A 19,224-nucleotide genomic window follows, 5' to 3' on the forward strand; every position below is an offset into this window, starting at 1 on the left:
GTCTGGAGCGGGTGACGGGAATCGAACCCGCGTAGCTAGTTTGGAAGACTAGTGCTCTACCATTGAGCTACACCCGCAACACGATCGCCGCAGGTCCGGGGACCGCGGCACGGACAGCATCCTAGCGGGTCGGGCCGGGCAAGTGCACACCGCATTCGCGTGCCCGCGCACGGGCCGGGGCGGCGTGGCCGGAATCTTCCGCGAAACGCGGCGTGTCGGAGGGTCTCCGGCCATGTACCCTACGTGTCGCACCGACGGGGTGTGGCGCAGCTTGGTAGCGCGTCCGCTTTGGGAGCGGAAGGTCGTCGGTTCGAATCCGGCCACCCCGACCAGCACCACCATCCGGCACCGTCCTCGCAGTGATCGCGTTGTGGGCTGATTGCCGCTTGCGGTTACTATGCAAGCTGCGTGCCCGTGTGTCTGATGTACCGGGCCCGATCCGCTGGAACGCTGATTCGCAGCGACAGCAGAGACCCCAGCAGTCAGCCACAAGGAGACCGAACCGTGAAGAGCGCCGTGGAGACCCTGAACCCGACTCGGGTTCGGCTCACTGTCGAGGTGCCCTTCGAGGAGCTCAAGGCCAGCCTCGACGCGGCGTACAAGAAGATCAACCAGCAGGTCACGGTGAAGGGCTTCCGCAAGGGCAAGATCCCCGCCCGCGTGATCGACCAGCGCTTCGGTCGCGGCGCGGTGCTGGAGGAGGCCGTCAACGACGCGCTGCCGAAGTTCTACACCGAGGCCGTCAACGAGGCCGAGCTGAACCCGCTGGGCCAGCCCGAGGTCGACATCACCGAGCTGAAGGACGGCGAGCTGCTGGCCTTCACCGCCGAGGTGGACGTGCGCCCCGAGATCGAGATCCCGGACTTCTCCGGCATCGAGGTCGAGGTCGACGCCGTCGAGGTCACCGACGAGGACATCGAGAAGTCCGTCGAGCAGCTGCGCGGCCGCTTCGCGTCCACCAAGGACGTCGAGCGCGCCGCCGCCGAGGGCGACGTCGTCACCATCGACCTGGAGGCCAAGGTCGAGGGCGAGGTGCTGCCCGACGGCGTCGCCAAGGACGTCTCCTACACCATCGGCTCGGGCGAGCTCCTCGACGGCATCGACGAGGCCGTCAAGGGCCTGGAGGCCGGCGGCGAGGCCACCTTCACCTCGCAGCTGAAGGGCGGCTCCGCCGAGGGCAAGGACGCCGAGGTCACCGTCAAGGTGTCCAAGGTCTCCGCCCGCGAGCTGCCGGAGCTGGACGACGAGTTCGCGCAGATGGCGAGCGAGTTCGACACCCTGGAGGAGCTGAAGGCCGACAGCCGCAAGCGCCTCGAGAACATGAAGCAGTACGACCAGGCCACGCAGGCCCAGGAGCGCGTCCTGGAGAAGCTGCTGGAGCTCGTCGAGGTGCCGATCCCCGAGAAGCTGCTCGAGGACGAGATCAACACCCGCAAGCACAACCTGGAGCACCACCAGCTCGGCCAGATGGGCCTGACCCTCGAGAAGTACCTGGAGTTCCAGGGCAAGACGGTCGAGGAGTTCGACGCCGAGACCAAGGAGCAGGCGGTCAAGGGCATCAAGACCCAGTTCGTCCTGGACGCCCTGGTCAACAAGGAGAAGCTGGGCGTCAACCAGGAGGAGCTCACCGAGCACCTCATGCGCCGCGCCGCCTCCTCCGGCATGTCCCCCGACCAGTTCGCCCAGGCGGTCGTCGAGGGCGGCCAGGTCCCGATGCTCGTCGGCGAGGTCGCCCGCGGCAAGGCCCTCGCGGTCGTCGTCGAGGCCGCCAAGGTCGTCGACACCAACGGCGAGGTCATCGACCTGTCCGACGAGGACGAGGAGGCGGCCGAGGCCGCCGCCGAGACCGTCGAGGCGGCCGTCGAGGGCGACGAGGCCAAGTGACCCCGCGCCGGCGGCCCGCAGGGGTTGCCGGCAGGGCAGCAGCAGCCGGGGAAGGGCCCGCACGCAGCCGCGTGCGGGCCCTTCCGCACACCGGCCCCGGCCCTGGGGAACCTTGCGCTCCGAGCGAACAGTTCGGGAAGCGGGATGGCGTTGTCCGACCTGCGCGTTAGGGTCCATGAATACGAGGGCACGGGAGTACCCGGACGACGGCGGACCGCGCCGCGCAGGCGGGCCCGCGCCCCCAGAACAAGACGCTGAGACGGCAAGCGGCCGTCGGAGACGAGCAGGTGGATACGTGACGAATCTGAAGCCTTACGCCGCGGGTGAGCCGTCCATCGGTGGCGGCCTCGGCGACCATGTCTACAACCGGCTGCTCGGCGAGCGCATCATCTTCCTCGGCCAGCAGGTCGACGACGACATCGCGAACAAGATCACGGCGCAGCTCCTGCTCCTGGCCGCCGAGCCGGAGAAGGACATCTACCTCTACATCAACAGCCCCGGCGGCTCGGTGACGGCCGGCATGGCGGTCTACGACACCATGCAGTACATCCCGAACGACGTCGTCACCATCGGCATGGGCATGGCGGCCTCCATGGGCCAGTTCCTGCTCACCGGCGGCGCCCCGGGCAAGCGCTTCGCGCTCCCGAACACCGACATCCTGATGCACCAGGGCTCCGCCGGCATCGGCGGCACCGCCTCGGACATCAAGATCCAGGCCCAGTACCTGCTGCGCACCAAGCAGCGCATGGCGGAGATCACCGCGCACCACTCCGGGCAGACCGTGGAGACCATCATCCGCGACGGCGACCGCGACCGCTGGTTCACGGCGGAGGAGGCCAAGCAGTACGGCCTCATCGACGAGATCATCTCCGCAGCGTCGCTGGTCCCGGGCGGCGGCGGCACCGGGGCCTGATCCCGGCCCCGCGGCGCGCGAGCGGCCCCCGCCGGGCCGCGCGCCCGCCCCGCACCAGGCAAGCCCCAGCCCGCAGAACGCCACCAGGATGGTGAACACCCGATGCACATGAACAACCTCTCTCCCGCCGGCGGCCTCTACACCGGCCCGCAGGTGGACAACCGCTACGTCGTCCCGCGCTTCGTCGAGCGCACCTCGCAGGGCGTGCGCGAGTACGACCCGTACGCGAAGCTCTTCGAGGAGCGCGTGATCTTCCTCGGCGTCCAGATCGACGACGCCTCGGCCAACGACGTCATGGCGCAGCTGCTGTGCCTGGAGTCGATGGACCCGGACCGCGACATCTCGATCTACATCAACAGCCCCGGCGGCTCCTTCACGGCGCTGACGGCGATTTACGACACGATGCAGTTCGTGAAGCCGGACATCCAGACGGTCTGCATGGGCCAGGCGGCGTCCGCCGCCGCGGTCCTGCTCGCCGCGGGCACCCCCGGCAAGCGCATGGCCCTGCCCAACGCCCGCGTGCTGATCCACCAGCCGTCCGGCGGCACCGGCCGCGAGCAGCTCTCCGACCTGGAGATCGCGGCCAACGAGATCCTGCGCATGCGCGACCAGCTGGAGACCATGCTGGCCAAGCACTCGAGCACGCCGATCGAGAAGATCCGCGAGGACATCGAGCGCGACAAGATCCTCACGGCCGAGGACGCGCTGGCGTACGGCCTGATCGACCAGATCATCTCCACCCGGAAGATGAACTCGGTCTGACCCCTGCCGCCGCTTGGCGCGGACACGTCGCACGATTGGGCGATGTGAACCGCGCCAAGGGGGCCCCGAATGGGGCCCCCGGCAGGGTACCGTCGGATATGAGGCACCAGGAGCCGCTGAACCAGGCGTCTCCCAGGCGAAGGGGAAGCACCTCGTGGCACGCATCGGTGACGGCGGCGACCTGCTCAAGTGCTCGTTCTGCGGAAAGAGCCAGAAGCAGGTGAAGAAGCTCATCGCAGGACCCGGTGTCTACATCTGCGACGAGTGCATCGACCTCTGCAACGAGATCATCGAGGAGGAGCTCGCCGAGACCTCCGAGGTGCGGTGGGAGGAACTCCCCAAGCCGCGCGAGATCTACGAGTTCCTGGAGAGCTACGTCGTCGGCCAGGAGCCGGCGAAGAAGGCGCTCTCCGTGGCGGTCTACAACCACTACAAGCGCGTCCAGGCCGGCGAGAACGGCGGCGCGCAGGGCCGTGACGACGCCATCGAGCTGGCCAAGTCCAACATCCTGCTGCTGGGCCCCACCGGCTCGGGCAAGACGCTGCTGGCGCAGACCCTCGCCCGGATGCTGAACGTGCCGTTCGCCATCGCGGACGCCACCGCGCTGACCGAGGCGGGCTACGTCGGCGAGGACGTCGAGAACATTTTGCTGAAGCTGATCCAGGCCGCCGACTACGACGTCAAGAAGGCCGAGACCGGCATCATCTACATCGACGAGATCGACAAGGTCGCCCGCAAGAGCGAGAACCCTTCGATCACGCGCGATGTCAGCGGCGAGGGCGTGCAGCAGGCCCTGCTGAAGATCCTGGAGGGCACCACCGCCTCGGTGCCGCCGCAGGGCGGGCGCAAGCACCCGCACCAGGAGTTCATCCAGATCGACACGACGAACGTGCTGTTCATCGTGGGCGGCGCCTTCGCCGGCCTGGAGAAGATCATCGAGTCCCGGGCGGGCGCCAAGGGCATCGGCTTCGGCGCGACGATCCGCTCGAAGCGGGAGATCGAGGCGAGCGACCAGTTCCAGGAGGTCATGCCGGAGGACCTGGTGAAGTTCGGGATGATCCCCGAGTTCATCGGCCGTCTGCCGGTCATCACCTCGGTCCACAACCTGGACCGCGAGGCGCTGCTCCAGATCCTCGTCGAGCCGCGGAACGCGCTGGTGAAGCAGTACCAGCGGCTGTTCGAACTCGACGGTGTCGAGCTGGACTTCGAGCGCGAGGCCCTGGAGGCCATCGCGGACCAGGCGATCCTCCGCCAGACCGGTGCGCGCGGGCTCCGCGCCATCATGGAGGAGGTGCTGATGTCGGTGATGTACGAGGTGCCGTCCCGCAAGGACGTGGCCCGCGTGGTCATCACCGCGGACGTCGTCCGCTCCAACGTCAACCCGACGCTGGTCCCGCGGATCGTCCCGAAGGACCAGGGCCCGCAGGAGAAGTCGGCGTAACCGCCGCCACCCTGACGAACGAGGAGGGCGCCCCGGACATCCGGGGCGCCCCTCCTCGTGTCTGCCGGCCGGCGGATCAGATCTTCACGCGGGCCGTGTTGTAGAGCTGGGCCGCGAAGTCCGCGACCTGTTCCAGGGTGTAGCCCTTCTTGCCCGTCAGGAGGGCGCCTGCGTCGCTCGCGCCGACCATGGTCAGGGTGCTGTGGTCACCCCAGATGCAGATGGGGAGCGTGAACTCCTTGGGGCCCTTGAACGACGGGTCGTTCACGGTGTACTTGGCTTCCTGGCACTTCATCACCGCGCCCTTGAAGCCCTTCGGAGTCATCGCCTTCGGGGTGTCGATGAGCTCGACATTCGTCTTGGAGCCCTCGCTGGTGCTGGCCTTGGCCAGGGCGAAGTAGGCGTCGACGGCCTTCTCGGGCTCGGCGATGTCGCCGTAGACGCCCTCGAAGTTGAGGCCCTTGGCCGCCAGCGGGTTGCCCGGGTCGCCCGCCTGGTACTTCTGCGCCACCTGCTGGGGGTTCTTCACGCCGACGGCCTCGGCCTCGCGGCGGTCCTTGTCGCTGAAGGACTTCGGTGCGGACTTCGGGTTCTTCTTGAACTCGCCGACCGTCTCCGGCGCGACCAGCTTGTAGCCCTTCGTCGCCTCGTCGATCGTGCCGCCCGAGCCGCCGCCGACGAGGTACCAGCCGCCCGCCGCGACGACCGCCACCGCCACGACCACCGCGATGACCACGCCGGCCTTCGACTTCTTCGGGGGCTGGGCGCCGTACGGGGGCTGCGGGGGCATGCCCGGCTGCTGGTAGCCGTACGGCGGGGGCTGCTGCTGGGGGAAGCCCATCGGCGCCGTCGGCGGCTGCGGGGGGTAGCCCGGGGCGGGCTGCGGGGGCTGCTGCGGGTAGCCGTAGCCCGGCTGCGCGGCCGGCGGCTGGCCGTACGGGCCGGGCTGCCCCGGCGGGGGCGGGGGCGGTGCCCCGTACGGTCCCGGCTGCTGCTGCGGCGGGCCTCCGTACGGCCCCGGCTGGTTGTAGCTCATGCCCTCGTCCCCCTTCAGGATGTTTATGCGCTCCACACATCCTGGCCCACGCGGGCCGGGCGCAGGCCGCCGGGCCCCCTGATTACCGGTTTCAGTACCGGACCGTTACGCCTCTAAACTGTGCCCGTGACCGAGAACACGCAGACACCCAGCAGCCCCAACTCCGAACTGCCGACCCAGTACGCGCCGGCCGAGGTAGAGGGGAAGCTCTACGAGCGCTGGGTAGAGCGTGGCTACTTCACCGCCGACGCGGCGAGCGGGAAGCCCGCGTACACCATCGTCATCCCGCCGCCGAACGTCACCGGCTCGCTCCACCTGGGCCACGCCTTCCAGCACACGCTGATGGACGCCCTGACCCGCCGCAAGCGCATGCAGGGCCACGAGGCCCTGTGGCTGCCCGGCATGGACCACGCCGGCATCGCCACCCAGAACAAGGTCGAGCAGCAGCTCGCCGAGGAGGGCAAGTCCCGCCACGACCTGGGCCGCGAGGAGTTCGTCGAGCGCGTCTGGCAGTGGAAGGAGGAGTACGGCGGCAAGATCCTCGGCCAGATGCGCCGCCTCGGCGACGGCGTCGACTGGTCGCGTGAGCGGTTCACCATGGACGAGGGCCTGTCCAAGGCCGTCCAGACGATCTTCAAGAAGCTCTACGACGACGAGCTGATCTACCGCGCCGAGCGCATCATCAACTGGTGCCCGCGCTGCCTGACCGCCATCTCGGACATCGAGGTGGAGTACCAGGAGGACGCCGGCGAGCTCGTCTCCATCCGGTACGGCGAGGGCGAGGACTCCCTGGTCGTCGCGACGACCCGCGCCGAGACGATGCTCGGCGACACCGCCGTCGCCGTCCACCCGGACGACGAGCGCTACCGGCACCTCGTCGGCAAGCGGATCAAGCTGCCGCTGACCGACCGCAGCATCCCGGTCGTCGCCGACACGCACGTCGACCCCGAGTTCGGCACCGGCGCCGTCAAGGTGACCCCGGCGCACGACCCGAACGACTTCGCGATCGGCCAGCGCCACGACCTGCCCGCCATGACGATCATGGACGAGCACGGCGTCATCACCGTCCACGGCCCCTTCCTCGGCCTGGACCGCTACGAGGCCCGCTCCGCCGTCGTCGGCGCCCTGCGCGAGCAGGGCCGGATCGTCGCCGAGAAGCGCCCGTACATGCACTCCGTCGGCCACTGCTCGCGCTGCAAGACGACCGTCGAGCCGCGCCTGTCGATGCAGTGGTGGGTCAACGTCAAGCCGCTGGCCAAGGCCGCCGGGGACGCCGTCCGCGACGGCCGCGTCAAGATCCACCCCGAGGACATGTCGAAGCGCTACTTCGACTGGGTCGACAACATGAACGACTGGTGCATCTCGCGCCAGCTGTGGTGGGGCCACCGGATCCCGATCTGGTACGGCCCGGACGGCGAGATCGTCTGCGTCGGCCCCGACGAGCAGCCGCCGACCGGCGAGGGCTGGACCCAGGACACCGACGTCCTCGACACGTGGTTCTCCTCCGGCCTGTGGCCGTTCTCCACGCTCGGCTGGCCGGAGAAGACCCCGGACCTGGCGAAGTTCTACTCCACCGATGTCCTGCTCACCGGCCACGACATCATCTTCTTCTGGGTCGCCCGGATGATGATGTTCGGCCTGTACGCGATGGACGGCGAGGTCCCGTTCAAGACCATCGCCCTGACCGGCCTGGTCCGCGACGAGCGCGGCAAGAAGATGTCGAAGTCCTTCGGCAACGTCGTCGACCCGCTGGACTGGATGGACAAGTACGGCTCCGACGCCGTCCGCTTCACCCTGGCCAAGGGCGCCAACCCCGGCACCGACGTCCCGATCGGCGAGGACTGGGTCCAGGCGTCCCGGAACTTCGCCAACAAGATCTGGAACGCGACCCGCTTCGCGCTGATGAACGGCGCCACCGTCGAGGGCGAGCTGCCGCCGGCGGAGCAGCTGTCCGCCACCGACCGCTGGATCCTCTCCCGTCTGAACAAGACGGTCGCGCAGGTCGACGCGTACTACGAGGACTTCCAGTTCGCCAAGCTCAGCGAGGCGCTGTACCACTTCGCGTGGGACGAGGTCTTCGACTGGTACGTCGAGCTGTCGAAGACGACGTTCTTCGCGGGCGGCGAGGGCGCCAAGGCCTCGGGCCGGGTCCTCGGCGAGGTCCTGGACGTCCTGATGCGGCTGCTGCACCCGGTCGTCCCGTTCGTCACCGAGACGCTGTGGACCACGCTGACCGGCCGCGAGTCCATCGTGGTCGCCGAGTGGCCGACCACCGTGTCCGTTCCCGGCGCTGACGCACCGGGCGGCTTCCGCGACGAGGCCGCCGAGGCCGAGATCGAGAACCTCCAGCAGGTCGTCACCGAGGTCCGCCGGTTCCGCGCCGACCAGGGCCTGCAGCCGGGCCAGAAGGTCCCGGCCCGCCTCGACCTGGCCGGCACCCCGCTCGCCGCGCACGAGACGGCCATCCGCCAGCTGCTGCGCCTCCAGCCGGAGGGCGAGGGCTTCAGCGCCACCGCGACCCTGCCGGTCGGCGGCGCGACCGTCGCGCTCGACCTGTCGGGCACCATCGACGTGGCGGCCGAGCGCAAGCGCCTCTCCAAGGACCTCGCGGCCGCGGAGAAGGAGAAGGCCCAGGCCGAGGCGAAGCTCGGGAACGAGGCCTTCCTGGCGAAGGCCCCCGACAACGTCGTGGACAAGATCAAGGGCCGTCTGGCCAAGGCCGAAGCGGACATCGCCCGCATCCAGGCCCAGCTGGCCGCGCTGCCCGCCGCCTGACGGACCGTACGGCCGCCCGCAGGCCCCCGCACCGCACCCGCGGCGCGGGGGCCTGCGCCGTACGGGGGAGTTCCCGGCGAGCGGCGTGCCGATTCTCACGCCCGCCGCCGCCCGCAGTCCGCCTCCTCCCCGCCGCCGACCGCGGAAGATGGACAGCATGCCCGTCCAGTCCGTCGTCCCGGCGCTCCACCGGGCCGCGGCGGCCGCCGCGGCCGCGGGCCGCCGTACCGCCGGCGCCCGGTACGCCGGGCCGCAGCGGGCGCAGGACGTGCTCGCCGCCCTCGGCTGCCTGGCGCTGATGGCCCTCGACCTGCCGGGCCTCGCCGCCGCCGACAACTCGCTGAACGGGCTGCTGGCCGCCGCAGCGCTGGCCGCCGGGGCGGCGACGCTGCTGGTGCGGCGCCGCGCGCCGTGGATCGCGTACGCCACCGCGCTGCTGTTCCTCGGCTGGCTGCACGAGCTGACGCTGGTCCAGTTCGCCCTGTACTCGGTGGGCCGCTTCCGCGGGCGCCGGGCCGCCGTGCTCGCCACCGCCGGATACGTGGCGTACGCCCTCGGCGTGTTCGGCATCCCCGGCTGGCCCGAGCCGCGGGCCCAGACCCTCAGCGCGTACGTGAGCCTCGTCGTGCCCATCGGGGTGCTCGCCTCGGTCGTCGGGGTCGCCGCCTCCCGCCACGACCTGGTGCGCGAGCTGGAGGCCCGGCGGGCCGAGGCGGCCGTGCTCCAGGCGGTGCAGGAGGAGCGCACCTCGGTCGGCCGGGACGTCCACGACTTTGTCGGCCGCGAGCTGACCCTGCTGACGGTCCGCTCCGAGGTGCTGTCGGTGCGGGCCCGCGGGACGGCGTACGGGAAGGACTTCGCGGAGCTGGCGGACACCGCGCGCCGGGCGCACCTCGCCCTCAACGAGATCGTCGTGCAGCGCGGCGGCCCCGCCGCCACCCCCGGCGTGGAGGGGCTTGCCGCGCTCGCCGAGGAGAGCGCCCGGGCCGGCTCGCCGGTGCGCATGGAGCTGGACCCGCAGGTGCACGGGCTGTCGCCGCTGCGGCAGGCCGCCGTCTACCGGGTGGTGCAGGAGTGCCTCACCAACGCGGCCAAGCACGCCTGCGGCGAGACCGTCGACGTCCGGATCACGGCGGACGGCGGGCAGCTGCGGATCTCGGTGGGCAACCCGCTGCCTGCCGGGATCCCGTCCCGCGCGCCGGTCTCGGCGGGCTCGGGCACGGCGAGCATGGCGGAACGCGTCGGCAGCCTGGGCGGAACCCTGGAGGCCACCCGGACGGACGACAGGTACGTGGTCGTCGCCGTCTTCCCCCGCGGATAGGCCTGCAGCCGCCGGCGCAGCACGGCCGCGGCCCCCGCAGGAGGTGCCGAAGGGCCCGGGTCGGAAGCCGCGCCGGTCCGCGTCCGTAAACTGGCCCTGTGAGTGAGCAGCAGCCCGAGGGCCACGGCCCCGACGACCGCGACGACACCCTCGACATGTTCGACCGGATCGTGGCCGAAGAGTCCGAGCGCGACCCCGACCTGGCGGTGATCGAGGCCGGCAGCCGCACCCTGCGCGCCCAGGCCGGACCGCCGCAGGGCGACGCGGTGCCCGCCGAGCCCCTCGACCCGGAGGTGGCCGCGGCGCTGCGGGAGGTCGAGCAGGAGCTCTCCACCCGCTGGGGCGAGACGAAGCTGGAGCCGTCCGTGTCGCGGATCGCCGCGCTGATGGACGTCCTCGGCGAGCCGCAGCGCGCGTACCCGACGATCCACGTGACCGGCACCAACGGCAAGACCAGCACGGCCCGCATGATCGAGGCCCTGCTGAACGCCTTCGACCTGCGCACCGGCCGGTACACCAGCCCGCACGTGCAGTCGGTCACCGAGCGGATCAGCCTGGACGGGGCGCCGATCGCGGCCGAGCGGTTCGTGGAGACCTACCGCGACATCAAGCCGTACGTGGAGATGGTCGACGCCGCGCAGGAGTACCGGCTGTCCTTCTTCGAGGTGCTCACCGGCATGGCGTACGCGGCGTTCGCGGACGCCCCGGTCGACGTCGCCGTCATCGAGGTCGGGATGGGCGGCACCTGGGACGCGACGAACGTCATCGACGCCGCGGTCGCGGTCATCACCCCGATCAGCCTGGACCACACCGACCGGCTCGGCTCGACCCCGGGCGAGATCGCGGGCGAGAAGGGCGGTGTCGTCAAGCAGGACGCCACCGTGATCCTGGCGCAGCAGCCGGTGGACGCCGCGCAGGTGCTGCTGAAGAGGGCCGTCGAGGTCGACGCGACGGTCGCCCGGGAGGGCATGGAGTTCGGAGTCGTCTCCCGCGAGGTGGCGGTCGGCGGGCAGATGCTGACGCTGCGCGGCATGGGCGGCGAGTACGACGGGATCTTCCTGCCGCTGCACGGCGCGCACATGGCGCACAACGCGGCGGTGGCGCTGGCCGCGGTCGAGGCCTTCTTCGGTGTCGGCCGGGAGGCCGCGCGGGAGCTGGACGCCGACACGGTGCGCCGGGCGTTCGCGTCGGTTGCCTCGCCGGGCCGGATGGAGGTCGTCCGCCGCAGCCCCACGGTCATCCTGGACGCGGCGCACAACCCGGCGGGCGCGCAGGTGACGGCGGAGGCGGTCACCGAGGCCTTCGGCTTCAGCCGGCTGATCGGCGTCGTCGCCGCCAGCGAGGGCAAGGACGTCCGCGGGGTGTTCGAGGCCTTCGAGCCGATCTTCGCGGAGGTCGTCGTCACCGCGAACACCAGTCACCGGTCGATGTCGGCGGACGAGCTGGCGGCCGTCGCGGTCGAGGTGTTCGGCCCCGACCGGGTGCAGGTGGAGCCGCGGCTGGACGACGCCCTGGAGGCCGCCATCACCCTGGCGGAGGAAGAGGGCGAGTACGGAGGGGCCGGCGTCCTGGTCACCGGCTCCGTGATCACGGTGGGCGAGGCCCGCCTGCTGCTGAAGAGGGGCTGACGGATGCGCACGCTGTGTGCGAGCACCCTGATCGCGGAGTTCTTCGTGATCGGTTTCGCCGGGCTGGTCGCCATGAAGGGCGACCTGTCGCAGGCCACGGTCTGGACGGTCTGCGGGATCGCCATGCTGCTGTCGGTGCTGCTGTGCGGGATGCTGTCGCGCCCCGGCGCGGTGCAGATCGGCTGGGCGCTGCAGATCGGGCTGATCGCGAGCGGCTTCGTCGTGCCGACGATGTTCTTCCTCGGGGCGGTCTTCGCCGGCCTGTGGTGGTGCTCGGTCCACTACGGCCGCAAGATCGACGAGGCCAAGGCCCGCTGGGCCGCGCAGGGCGAAGCCCAGGCCTGAGCCCGGCGGGGCCGGGCGGAGCCGCGCGGCAGGCGGAGGCGGTACCCGGTCCGGGTGCCGGCGGCCCCCGGCGCTCCCTGTAGCCTCGTACCACCGCACCCGTTTGCCGCAAGGAGCCGCAACATGTCCCAGCGCACGCTCGTCATCCTCAAGCCCGACGCGGTGAAGAGGGGACTGGTCGGCGAGATCATCGGCCGCATCGAGCGGAAGGCCGGCTGGACGATTCCCGCCATGGAGCTGCGCACGCTGGACCAGGAGACCCTGGAGGCCCACTACGGCGAGCACAAGGGCAAGGTCTTCTACGAGCCGCTCATGGGCTTCATGGCGAGCGGCCCGGCCGTCGTCCTCGTGGTCGAGGGCGAGCGGGCCATCGAGGGCGTCCGGCAGCTGGCCGGCCCGACCGACCCGATCGCCGCGGCGCCCGGCTCCATCCGGGGGGACTTCGGGACCATCGTCCGCGAGAACCTGATCCACGCGTCGGACTCGGAGGAGTCCGCGGAGCGCGAGCTGAAGCTGTTCTTCCCCGCGCTGTGACCCGTCGCTCCTGACGTGACATCAGCCGAATAGCGCTCTCCACCTGGGGCGACCGAAGTAATTTCGGTCGCCCTTCGGTATACGGGGGCACCTGCGGGAACGCATGGGCAGGACACGACGTCACCAGTAAGGGGGCGGGTATCCGTTCCGGCGGGATTGCCGGAGTCCCGTCGCGCGATGTGCGCACCCGCGGCACTACGATGGGGCCTCCACCCACACACCCACCTCGCCGACCTGACAGCAGCCGCTATCAACTGGAAGGCCAGACGCTCCTCATGGGGAACAAGGGGAACAACATGTCGTTCATCGGCCGTGACATGGCGATCGACCTCGGGACCGCCAACACGCTGGTGTACGTGAGGGGCCGGGGGATCGTCCTGAACGAGCCGTCCGTGGTCGCCATCAACACGAACACCGGTGGCATTCTGGCGGTCGGCTCCGAGGCGAAGAAGATGATCGGGCGCACGCCCGGGAACATCGTCGCCGTCAGGCCCCTCAAGGACGGCGTCATCGCCGACTTCGAGATCACCGAGCGGATGCTCCGGTACTTCATCCTCAAGATCCACAAGCGCCGCTACCTGGCCCGTCCGCGCGTCGTGGTCTGCGTCCCCTCCGGCATCACCGGGGTGGAGCGCCGCGCCGTCATCGAGGCGTCCACCCAGGCGGGCGCCCGTCAGGTCCACATCATCGAGGAGCCCATGGCCGCCGCCATCGGCTCGGGCCTCCCGGTCCACGAGGCCACCGGCAACATGGTCGTGGACATCGGCGGCGGCACCACGGAGGTCGCCGTCATCTCCCTCGGCGGAATCGTCACGGCCCAGTCCATCCGGGTCGCCGGCGACGAGCTGGACAACGCGATCATCCAGCACATCAAGAAGGAGTACAGCCTCCTCCTCGGTGAGCGGACCGCCGAACAGATCAAGATCACGATCGGGTCGGCGTACGACCTCGACAAGGACGAGCACACCGAGATCCGCGGCCGCGACCTCGTCTCGGGCCTGCCCAAGACGGTCGTCATCTCGGCCGCCGAGGTCCGCAAGGCCATCGAGGAGCCGGTGAACGCGATCGTGGACGCGGTCAAGACGACCCTCGACAAGTGCCCGCCGGAGCTCTCCGGCGACATCATGGACCGCGGCATCGTCCTCACCGGCGGCGGCGCCCTGCTGCGCGGCCTCGACGAGCGGCTGCGCCGCGAGACGGGCATGCCGATCCACATCGCCGAGGACCCCCTGGACTCCGTCGCGCTCGGCTCCGGCAAGTGCGTGGAGGAGTTCGAGGCGCTCCAGCAGGTCCTGGACGCCCAGCCCCGACGGTGACGCCAACCCCCTTGCGGGGCGGCACGGAACACAAGGATCCGCCGTACGGGTGCTGCCGCGCCCGTGCGGCGGATCGTTGATATACAGGCAGCAGCCCGGTGCGCCCCCGAGCGCCGGGCGCGACCGGAGCGGCTCAGCCGCACGGGCAACTACGAGGAAGGCACGGCCGCCGCACGTGAGGGACACACGAGAAAGCCGGCTGCTCCTGGTGCTCCTGATCGCCATCGCGTTCGCATTGATCACGGTGGACATCAGGGCAGGCGAGGAGTCTCCGGTCGACGGCGCCCGGCAGGCCGCCGCGGCGGTCTTCGGACCAGTCGAGGAAGGCGTCGCCTCGGCGGTCGACCCCGTCGCCAACGCCATAGGCGCCGTACGGGACTCCGGCGAACGGCACAGCCGCATCGCCGTCCTCGAACGCGAGAACGCCGCCCTGAAGGCCAAGCTGGGCAGCGAGGACCTCACCCGCAGCCGCATCCGGGAACTCGACGAGATGCTCAAGCGGGCCGGCTCCGGCCAGTACGGCATCAAGGGCGCCGAGGTCATCGCCATAGGAGCGGCCCAGGGATTCTCCTGGACCGTCACCATCGACGCCGGCAGCAAGGACGGCATCGAACGCGACATGACCGTCCTCAACGGCGACGGCCTCGTCGGCCGCGTCGCCACGGTCGGCCCCGACACCGCCACCGTCGTCCTCGCCAACGACCCCGACTTCACCGTCGGCACCCGCCTGGAGAAGACCGGCGAACTCGGCTTCGCCACCGGCCAGGGCGACCGCGCCCTGTCCGTCCAGATGCTCAACGGCAAGGCCAAGGTCGCCCCCGGAGACCGCCTCGTCACCTTCGGGTCCCGCGGCAACAAGCCCTTCGTCCCCGGCGTCCCGATCGGCGAGGTCGTCAAGGTCGACCCCGCCCGCGGCGACCTCACCCGCACCGTCTGGGTCCGCCCCTTCGTCGGCTTCTCCCGCCTCGACATCGTCGGCGTCGTCGTCGTACCGCCGCGCGAGGACCCGCGCGACACCGTCCTGCCCCCCAAGCCCGCGGTCCAGCCCACCCCGACGGTCACGGTCACGGTCACCCCGTCCCCCGCCGCGTCCGCCGGTGCCCCCGCCAAGCCGGCCGACGAGTAGGAGCTGCCCCCCATGCGCTTCAACCGGATCCTGCTCTCCGCCACGCTCGTCGTGGTCGCCCTCGTCATCCAGGTCAGCGTCCTCGGACGGCTGCAGCTGCCCGGGGCCGTGCCCGACCTCGTCCTGCTGACCGTCGTCGCCCTCGCCCTCGTCTACGGGCACACCAGCGGCGCCCTCATCGGCTTCGCCGCCGGACTCGTCGCCGACCTCGCCCCGCCCGCCGACCACGCCGCCGGGCGCTACGCCCTCGTCCTGTGCGTCATCGGCTACGCCGCCGGCCTCGTCCGGCCCGACTCCGGACGGTTCCGCTCCGCCTGGGGCCCCCTGCTCACCGTCGTCGCCGCGGCCATCACCTCCACCCTGATGTACGCGGGCGTCGGCGCCCTCGTCGGCGACACCGCCGCCCGCCACGTCGGCCTGACGGGGCTGCTGCTCACCGCGACCGTCTACGACCTGCTCCTCGCGCCGTTCACCGTGCCGTTCATCATGGCCCTCGCCCGGCGCGCCGAGAACGACCCGCTGGCCGTCGAGGCCAACACCGGCCAGGCCAAGGCGGCCGACGTCTCCTCCGGCTGGGTCGCCGGCGGCACCGGCCTGCGCATCGGCAGCCAGCGCGGCGGCCTCCGGCTGATCACCGCGCGCAACCGGGCCAACCGGGCCGGCCGGATAAGGGGGGTCAAGGGCGTCAAGAGCGTGAAGAGCGTCAAGAAGCTGTGAGGGGGCAGGGCCCGTGACCAACACCCCCGAGACCGGCCGCACCTCCCGCGTGCAGATCCGGCTCGTCATCGTCCAGGTGCTCATCTGCTCCATGCTGGCCACCCTCGGCGGGCGCCTGTGGTACATCCAGATCCGCAACGGCGACGAGTACTCCTACGAGGCCCGGCACAACCACGTCCAGCGGGTCGTCCAGCCCGCCGTGCGCGGCCCCATCCTCGACGCCCGCGGCGTGGCCCTCGCCGACAACGAGACCCGGCTCGTGGTCTCCGCCAGCCGCACCGCCCTGATGAAGATGAAGGACAAGGGCAGGGGCGTCCTGACCCGGCTCGCCGGCGTGCTCGACATGACGCCGAAGGAGGTCATGGAGAAGGTCCGCATCTGCGACTCCGAGACCCCCCGCCCCTGCTGGAACGGCTCCCCCTACCAGCCGATCCCGGTCACCTCCGAGGCCACCACCCAGCAGGCCCTCCAGATCCGCGAGCGCCCCGAGGAGTTCCCCGGCATCAGCGCCGAGCCCACCGCCGTACGCCGCTACCCCGCGCCCGGCGGCGCCCGCACCGCGCAGGTGCTCGGCTACCTCTCCCCGGTCACCGACGACGAGATCCAGAAGGCCAAGAACACCGACTCCCCGCACCTGCGCTCCGACCAGGTCGGCCGCTCCGGGATCGAGCGGACGTACGACAAGGAGCTGCGCGGCAAGGCGGCCGTCACCTCCTACGAGGTCGACAACCTCGGCCGGGTCATGGGCCAGACCAGGTCCGACCCGGGCATCCCCGGCTCCACCCTCGTCACCAGCATCGACGCCCGCGTCCAGGCCGTCGCGGAGTTCGAGCTCCAGCAGGCGATGAAGACCGTCCGCCAGGAGACCGACAAGATCACCGGCCGGAAGTACGAGGCCGACGCCGGCGCCGTCGTCGTCATGGAGTCCAAGACCGGCCGCATCGTCGCCATGGCCTCCCAGCCCGACTACGACCCCAACGCCTGGGTCGGCGGCATCTCCGCCAAGGACTACGCCCGGCTCACCAGCAAGGGATCCAACTACCCGCTCCTCAACCGGGCCATCCAGGGCCAGGCACCCGCCGGCTCCATCTTCAAGGTGGTCTCCGCCAGCGCCGCCGTGCGCGCCGGCTACCCCTTCGACAGCCGCTACAACTGCAGCAGCTCCTACAGCCTCGGCGGCCGCAGCTTCGCCAACTTCGAGTCCAAGGGGCACGGCCCCATCACCCTCGGCGAGGCGCTGAAGTTCTCCTGCAACACCGTCTTCTACGCCCTCGGGCACAAGGAATGGCAGCGCGACGGCGGCCTGACCCCGAAGAAGGACGCCCACGACTGGTTCTACCGGACCGCCCGCGAGTTCGGCCTCGGCTCCGAGACCGGCGTCGACCTGCCGAACGAGGTCACCGGCCGCATCCCCGACCGGCAGTGGAAGAAGAGCTTCTGGAAGGCCAACAAGGACGCCTGGTGCAAGCAGGGCAAGAAAGGCGGCACCTACGTCGAGCAGATCGCCTACGAGAGCTGCCTCGAAGGCAACCAGCTCAAGGCGTTCGACAGCATCAACTTCGCCATCGGCCAGGGCGACGTCCTCGTCACCCCGATCCAGATGGCGACCGCCTACGCCGCCATCAGCAACGGCGGCACCCTCTACAACCCCACCGTCGGCAAGGCCGTCATCAGCCCCGACGGCAAGCGGACCGACGTCATCCAGCCCACGCCGCACGGCCGGCTGCCCGTCGACGCCGAGACGCTGAAGGACCTCGACAAGGGCCTGCGGATGGTCGTCGAACCCGGCGGCACCGCCGCCTGGCGCTTCGGCGGCTGGCCCCAGGACAAGATCCCGATGCGCGCCAAGACCGGCACCGCCCAGGTCTACGGCAAGCAGACGACCTCCTGGCTGGCCACCTACACCGACGACTTCACCATCGTCATGACGATCTCCCAGGGCGGCACCGGCTCCGGCGCCTCCGGCCCCGCCGTCCGCAACATCTACAACGCCATGTACGGCCTCGACATGGAGGGCGGCTTCGACCCGGCCCGGGCCCTGCTGCCCAAGCCGCAGACCAAGCTGCCGGCCGTCCGCCCCGACGGCACGATCGAGGCGCCCGAGGTGAAGCCGTACGTGCCCCCGTCCCCCGAAGACCTGGCGCCGCCCGCGCTCGCCGGACCCCCCGCACCGCCCCCCTCGTGGCAGGACTGAGCCCACCACCATGCAGACCGCCAACAAGTTCTCCGTCTCCCGGTACGCGCCCGAGCGCGGCGCGATGGCCAAGCTGACCTCGCGCGACTCGGTGCTGCGCCGGCTCGACTGGCCGATACTCCTCTCGGCGCTCGCCCTGTCCCTCCTCGGCACCCTGCTGGTGTGGTCGGCGACGAGGAACCGGACCCAGCTCAACCAGGGCGACCCGTACTACTTCCTCGTCCGCCACGCCATGAACACCGGCATCGGGCTCGTCCTGATGATCGGCACGATCTGGCTCGGCCACCGCACGCTGCGGGGCGCCGTGCCGGTCCTCTACGGCATCTCCCTCGTGCTGATCATCGCCGTGCTCACCCCGCTCGGCGCCACCATCAACGGCGCCCACGCGTGGATCGTCCTCGGCGGCGGCTTCTCGCTCCAGCCCTCCGAGTTCGTCAAGATCACGATCATCCTGGTCATGGCGATGCTGCTGGCCGCGAGAGTCGACGCGGGCGACATCGCCCATCCCGACCACCGGACGGTCGTCAAGGCCCTGCTCCTCGCGGCCGCCCCCATGGGCATCATCATGCTCATGCCCGACCTCGGGTCGGTCATGGTCATGGTCGTCATCGTGCTCGGCGTCCTGCTCGCCTCCGGTGCCTCCAACCGCTGGGTCTTCGGCCTCCTCGGCTCCGGCGTCGCCGGCGCCGTCCTCGTCTGGCAGCTCGGCATCCTCGACGAGTACCAGATCAACCGCTTCGCGGCGTTCGCCAACCCCGAGCTCGACCCCGCCGGCGTCGGCTACAACACCAACCAGGCGCGCATCGCCATCGGCTCCGGCGGGCTCACCGGATCCGGGCTGTTCAAGGGTTCGCAGACCACCGGCCAGTTCGTCCCCGAGCAGCAGACCGACTTCGTCTTCACCGTGGCGGGGGAGGAGCTCGGCTTCGTCGGCGCCGGCCTCATCCTCGTCCTGCTCGGCGTCATCCTCTGGCGCGCCTGCGTGATCGCCCGGGAGACCACCGAGCTGTACGGGACCATCGTCTGCGCCGGCATCATCGCCTGGTTCGCCTTCCAGTCCTTCGAGAACATCGGCATGACGCTCGGGATCATGCCCGTCGCCGGCCTGCCGCTGCCGTTCGTCTCGTACGGAGGGTCGTCCATGTTCGCCGTGTGGGTGGCCATCGGACTGCTCCAGTCGATCAAGGTGCAGCGGCCGATGTCGGCGTAGGCGGCGAGTCGCCGGAGGCGGG

General features: G+C 70.6%; 15 protein-coding genes and 2 tRNA genes. 15 read left to right on the forward strand and 2 right to left on the reverse strand.

Features of this window, described 5'->3' with window-relative positions; translation table 11 throughout:
- Nucleotides 1–3: 3 nt before the first annotated feature.
- A tRNA-Gly gene (locus MUK52_RS20990) sits at nt 4–77 on the reverse strand.
- A 178-nt stretch (nt 78–255) separates the two neighbouring features.
- Here MUK52_RS20990 and MUK52_RS20995 point away from each other — a divergent pair.
- The 5 genes from MUK52_RS20995 (at nt 256) to clpX (ending at nt 5,000) form a co-directional block, all read left to right on the forward strand.
- Nucleotides 256–332: transfer RNA gene (locus tag MUK52_RS20995), tRNA-Pro, on the forward strand.
- Nucleotides 333–504: 172 nt separating this feature from the next.
- Complete coding sequence (gene tig, locus MUK52_RS21000; protein ID WP_114057552.1) at nt 505–1,884, forward strand: trigger factor; 1,380 nt, start codon at nt 505–507, stop codon at nt 1,882–1,884.
- Between the two features lie 295 nt (nt 1,885–2,179).
- The gene (locus MUK52_RS21005) at nt 2,180–2,797 is read left to right on the forward strand and encodes an ATP-dependent Clp protease proteolytic subunit (RefSeq protein ID WP_114057551.1); all 618 of its coding nucleotides are present in this window, start codon (nt 2,180–2,182) and stop codon (nt 2,795–2,797) included.
- A gap of 108 nt (nt 2,798–2,905) precedes the next feature.
- The gene (locus tag MUK52_RS21010) at nt 2,906–3,559 is read left to right on the forward strand and encodes an ATP-dependent Clp protease proteolytic subunit (RefSeq protein ID WP_174250457.1); all 654 of its coding nucleotides are present in this window, start codon (nt 2,906–2,908) and stop codon (nt 3,557–3,559) included.
- 154 nt (nt 3,560–3,713) lie between these two features.
- Entirely contained in the window at nt 3,714–5,000 is a 1,287-nt protein-coding gene (gene clpX / locus MUK52_RS21015) for an ATP-dependent Clp protease ATP-binding subunit ClpX (protein ID WP_030297265.1), read from the forward strand.
- 76 nt (nt 5,001–5,076) lie between these two features.
- Here the strand turns inward: clpX and MUK52_RS21020 are convergent, their stop codons facing one another.
- Entirely contained in the window at nt 5,077–6,072 is a 996-nt protein-coding gene (locus MUK52_RS21020; protein WP_342777138.1) for a hypothetical protein, read from the reverse strand.
- A 90-nt stretch (nt 6,073–6,162) separates the two neighbouring features.
- Between MUK52_RS21020 and MUK52_RS21025 the strand changes: the two genes are divergently transcribed.
- The 10 genes from MUK52_RS21025 (at nt 6,163) to rodA (ending at nt 19,202) form a co-directional block, all read left to right on the forward strand.
- On the forward strand, nt 6,163–8,811 hold the full coding sequence (locus MUK52_RS21025; protein ID WP_284579073.1) for a valine--tRNA ligase: 2,649 nt from the start codon (nt 6,163–6,165) through the stop codon (nt 8,809–8,811).
- Between the two features lie 157 nt (nt 8,812–8,968).
- Nucleotides 8,969–10,132, forward strand: a complete 1,164-nt coding sequence (locus tag MUK52_RS21030; protein WP_284579076.1) for a sensor histidine kinase — start codon at nt 8,969–8,971, stop codon at nt 10,130–10,132.
- A 155-nt stretch (nt 10,133–10,287) separates the two neighbouring features.
- Complete coding sequence (gene folC, locus MUK52_RS21035) at nt 10,288–11,760, forward strand: bifunctional tetrahydrofolate synthase/dihydrofolate synthase (RefSeq protein WP_428985499.1); 1,473 nt, start codon at nt 10,288–10,290, stop codon at nt 11,758–11,760.
- Between the two features lie 3 nt (nt 11,761–11,763).
- A complete protein-coding gene (locus MUK52_RS21040) occupies nt 11,764–12,105 on the forward strand; it encodes a DUF4233 domain-containing protein (protein WP_114057547.1) in 342 nt (113 codons plus the stop codon).
- 123 nt (nt 12,106–12,228) lie between these two features.
- Nucleotides 12,229–12,639, forward strand: coding sequence for a nucleoside-diphosphate kinase (gene ndk / locus MUK52_RS21045; RefSeq protein WP_114057546.1), 411 nt, complete (start codon nt 12,229–12,231; stop codon nt 12,637–12,639).
- A gap of 296 nt (nt 12,640–12,935) precedes the next feature.
- Complete coding sequence (locus MUK52_RS21050; protein WP_008738981.1) at nt 12,936–13,955, forward strand: rod shape-determining protein; 1,020 nt, start codon at nt 12,936–12,938, stop codon at nt 13,953–13,955.
- A gap of 175 nt (nt 13,956–14,130) precedes the next feature.
- The gene (gene mreC, locus MUK52_RS21055; protein ID WP_114057545.1) at nt 14,131–15,081 is read left to right on the forward strand and encodes a rod shape-determining protein MreC; all 951 of its coding nucleotides are present in this window, start codon (nt 14,131–14,133) and stop codon (nt 15,079–15,081) included.
- 12 nt (nt 15,082–15,093) lie between these two features.
- A complete protein-coding gene (gene mreD, locus MUK52_RS21060) occupies nt 15,094–15,798 on the forward strand; it encodes a rod shape-determining protein MreD (protein WP_114057544.1) in 705 nt (234 codons plus the stop codon).
- Between the two features lie 13 nt (nt 15,799–15,811).
- Nucleotides 15,812–17,992: a penicillin-binding protein 2 gene (gene mrdA, locus MUK52_RS21065; RefSeq protein WP_114057543.1), complete on the forward strand. Its 2,181-nt coding sequence runs from the start codon at nt 15,812–15,814 to the stop codon at nt 17,990–17,992.
- Between the two features lie 10 nt (nt 17,993–18,002).
- Nucleotides 18,003–19,202: a rod shape-determining protein RodA gene (rodA, locus tag MUK52_RS21070; RefSeq protein WP_114057542.1), complete on the forward strand. Its 1,200-nt coding sequence runs from the start codon at nt 18,003–18,005 to the stop codon at nt 19,200–19,202.
- Nucleotides 19,203–19,224 lie beyond the last annotated feature (22 nt).

The organism is Streptomyces sp. 2P-4, assembly GCF_030167965.1.
In the GTDB taxonomy this organism is placed as follows: domain Bacteria; phylum Actinomycetota; class Actinomycetes; order Streptomycetales; family Streptomycetaceae; genus Streptomyces; species Streptomyces globosus_A.

What these genes read in the sequence shown, in the direction of transcription:
- MUK52_RS21010 (WP_174250457.1), top strand. Translation starts at nt 2,906, where the DNA reads ATGAACAACCTCTCTCCCGCCGGCGGCCTCTACACCGGCCCGCAGGTG.
- MUK52_RS21030 (WP_284579076.1), top strand. Translation starts at nt 8,969, where the DNA reads ATGCCCGTCCAGTCCGTCGTCCCGGCGCTCCACCGGGCCGCGGCGGCC.
- mreD (WP_114057544.1), top strand. Translation starts at nt 15,094, where the DNA reads ATGCGCTTCAACCGGATCCTGCTCTCCGCCACGCTCGTCGTGGTCGCC.
- ndk (WP_114057546.1), top strand. Translation starts at nt 12,229, where the DNA reads ATGTCCCAGCGCACGCTCGTCATCCTCAAGCCCGACGCGGTGAAGAGG.
- rodA (WP_114057542.1), top strand. Translation starts at nt 18,003, where the DNA reads ATGCAGACCGCCAACAAGTTCTCCGTCTCCCGGTACGCGCCCGAGCGC.
- MUK52_RS21040 (WP_114057547.1), top strand. Translation starts at nt 11,764, where the DNA reads ATGCGCACGCTGTGTGCGAGCACCCTGATCGCGGAGTTCTTCGTGATC.
- MUK52_RS21050 (WP_008738981.1), top strand. Translation starts at nt 12,936, where the DNA reads ATGTCGTTCATCGGCCGTGACATGGCGATCGACCTCGGGACCGCCAAC.
- folC (WP_428985499.1), top strand. Translation starts at nt 10,288, where the DNA reads ATGTTCGACCGGATCGTGGCCGAAGAGTCCGAGCGCGACCCCGACCTG.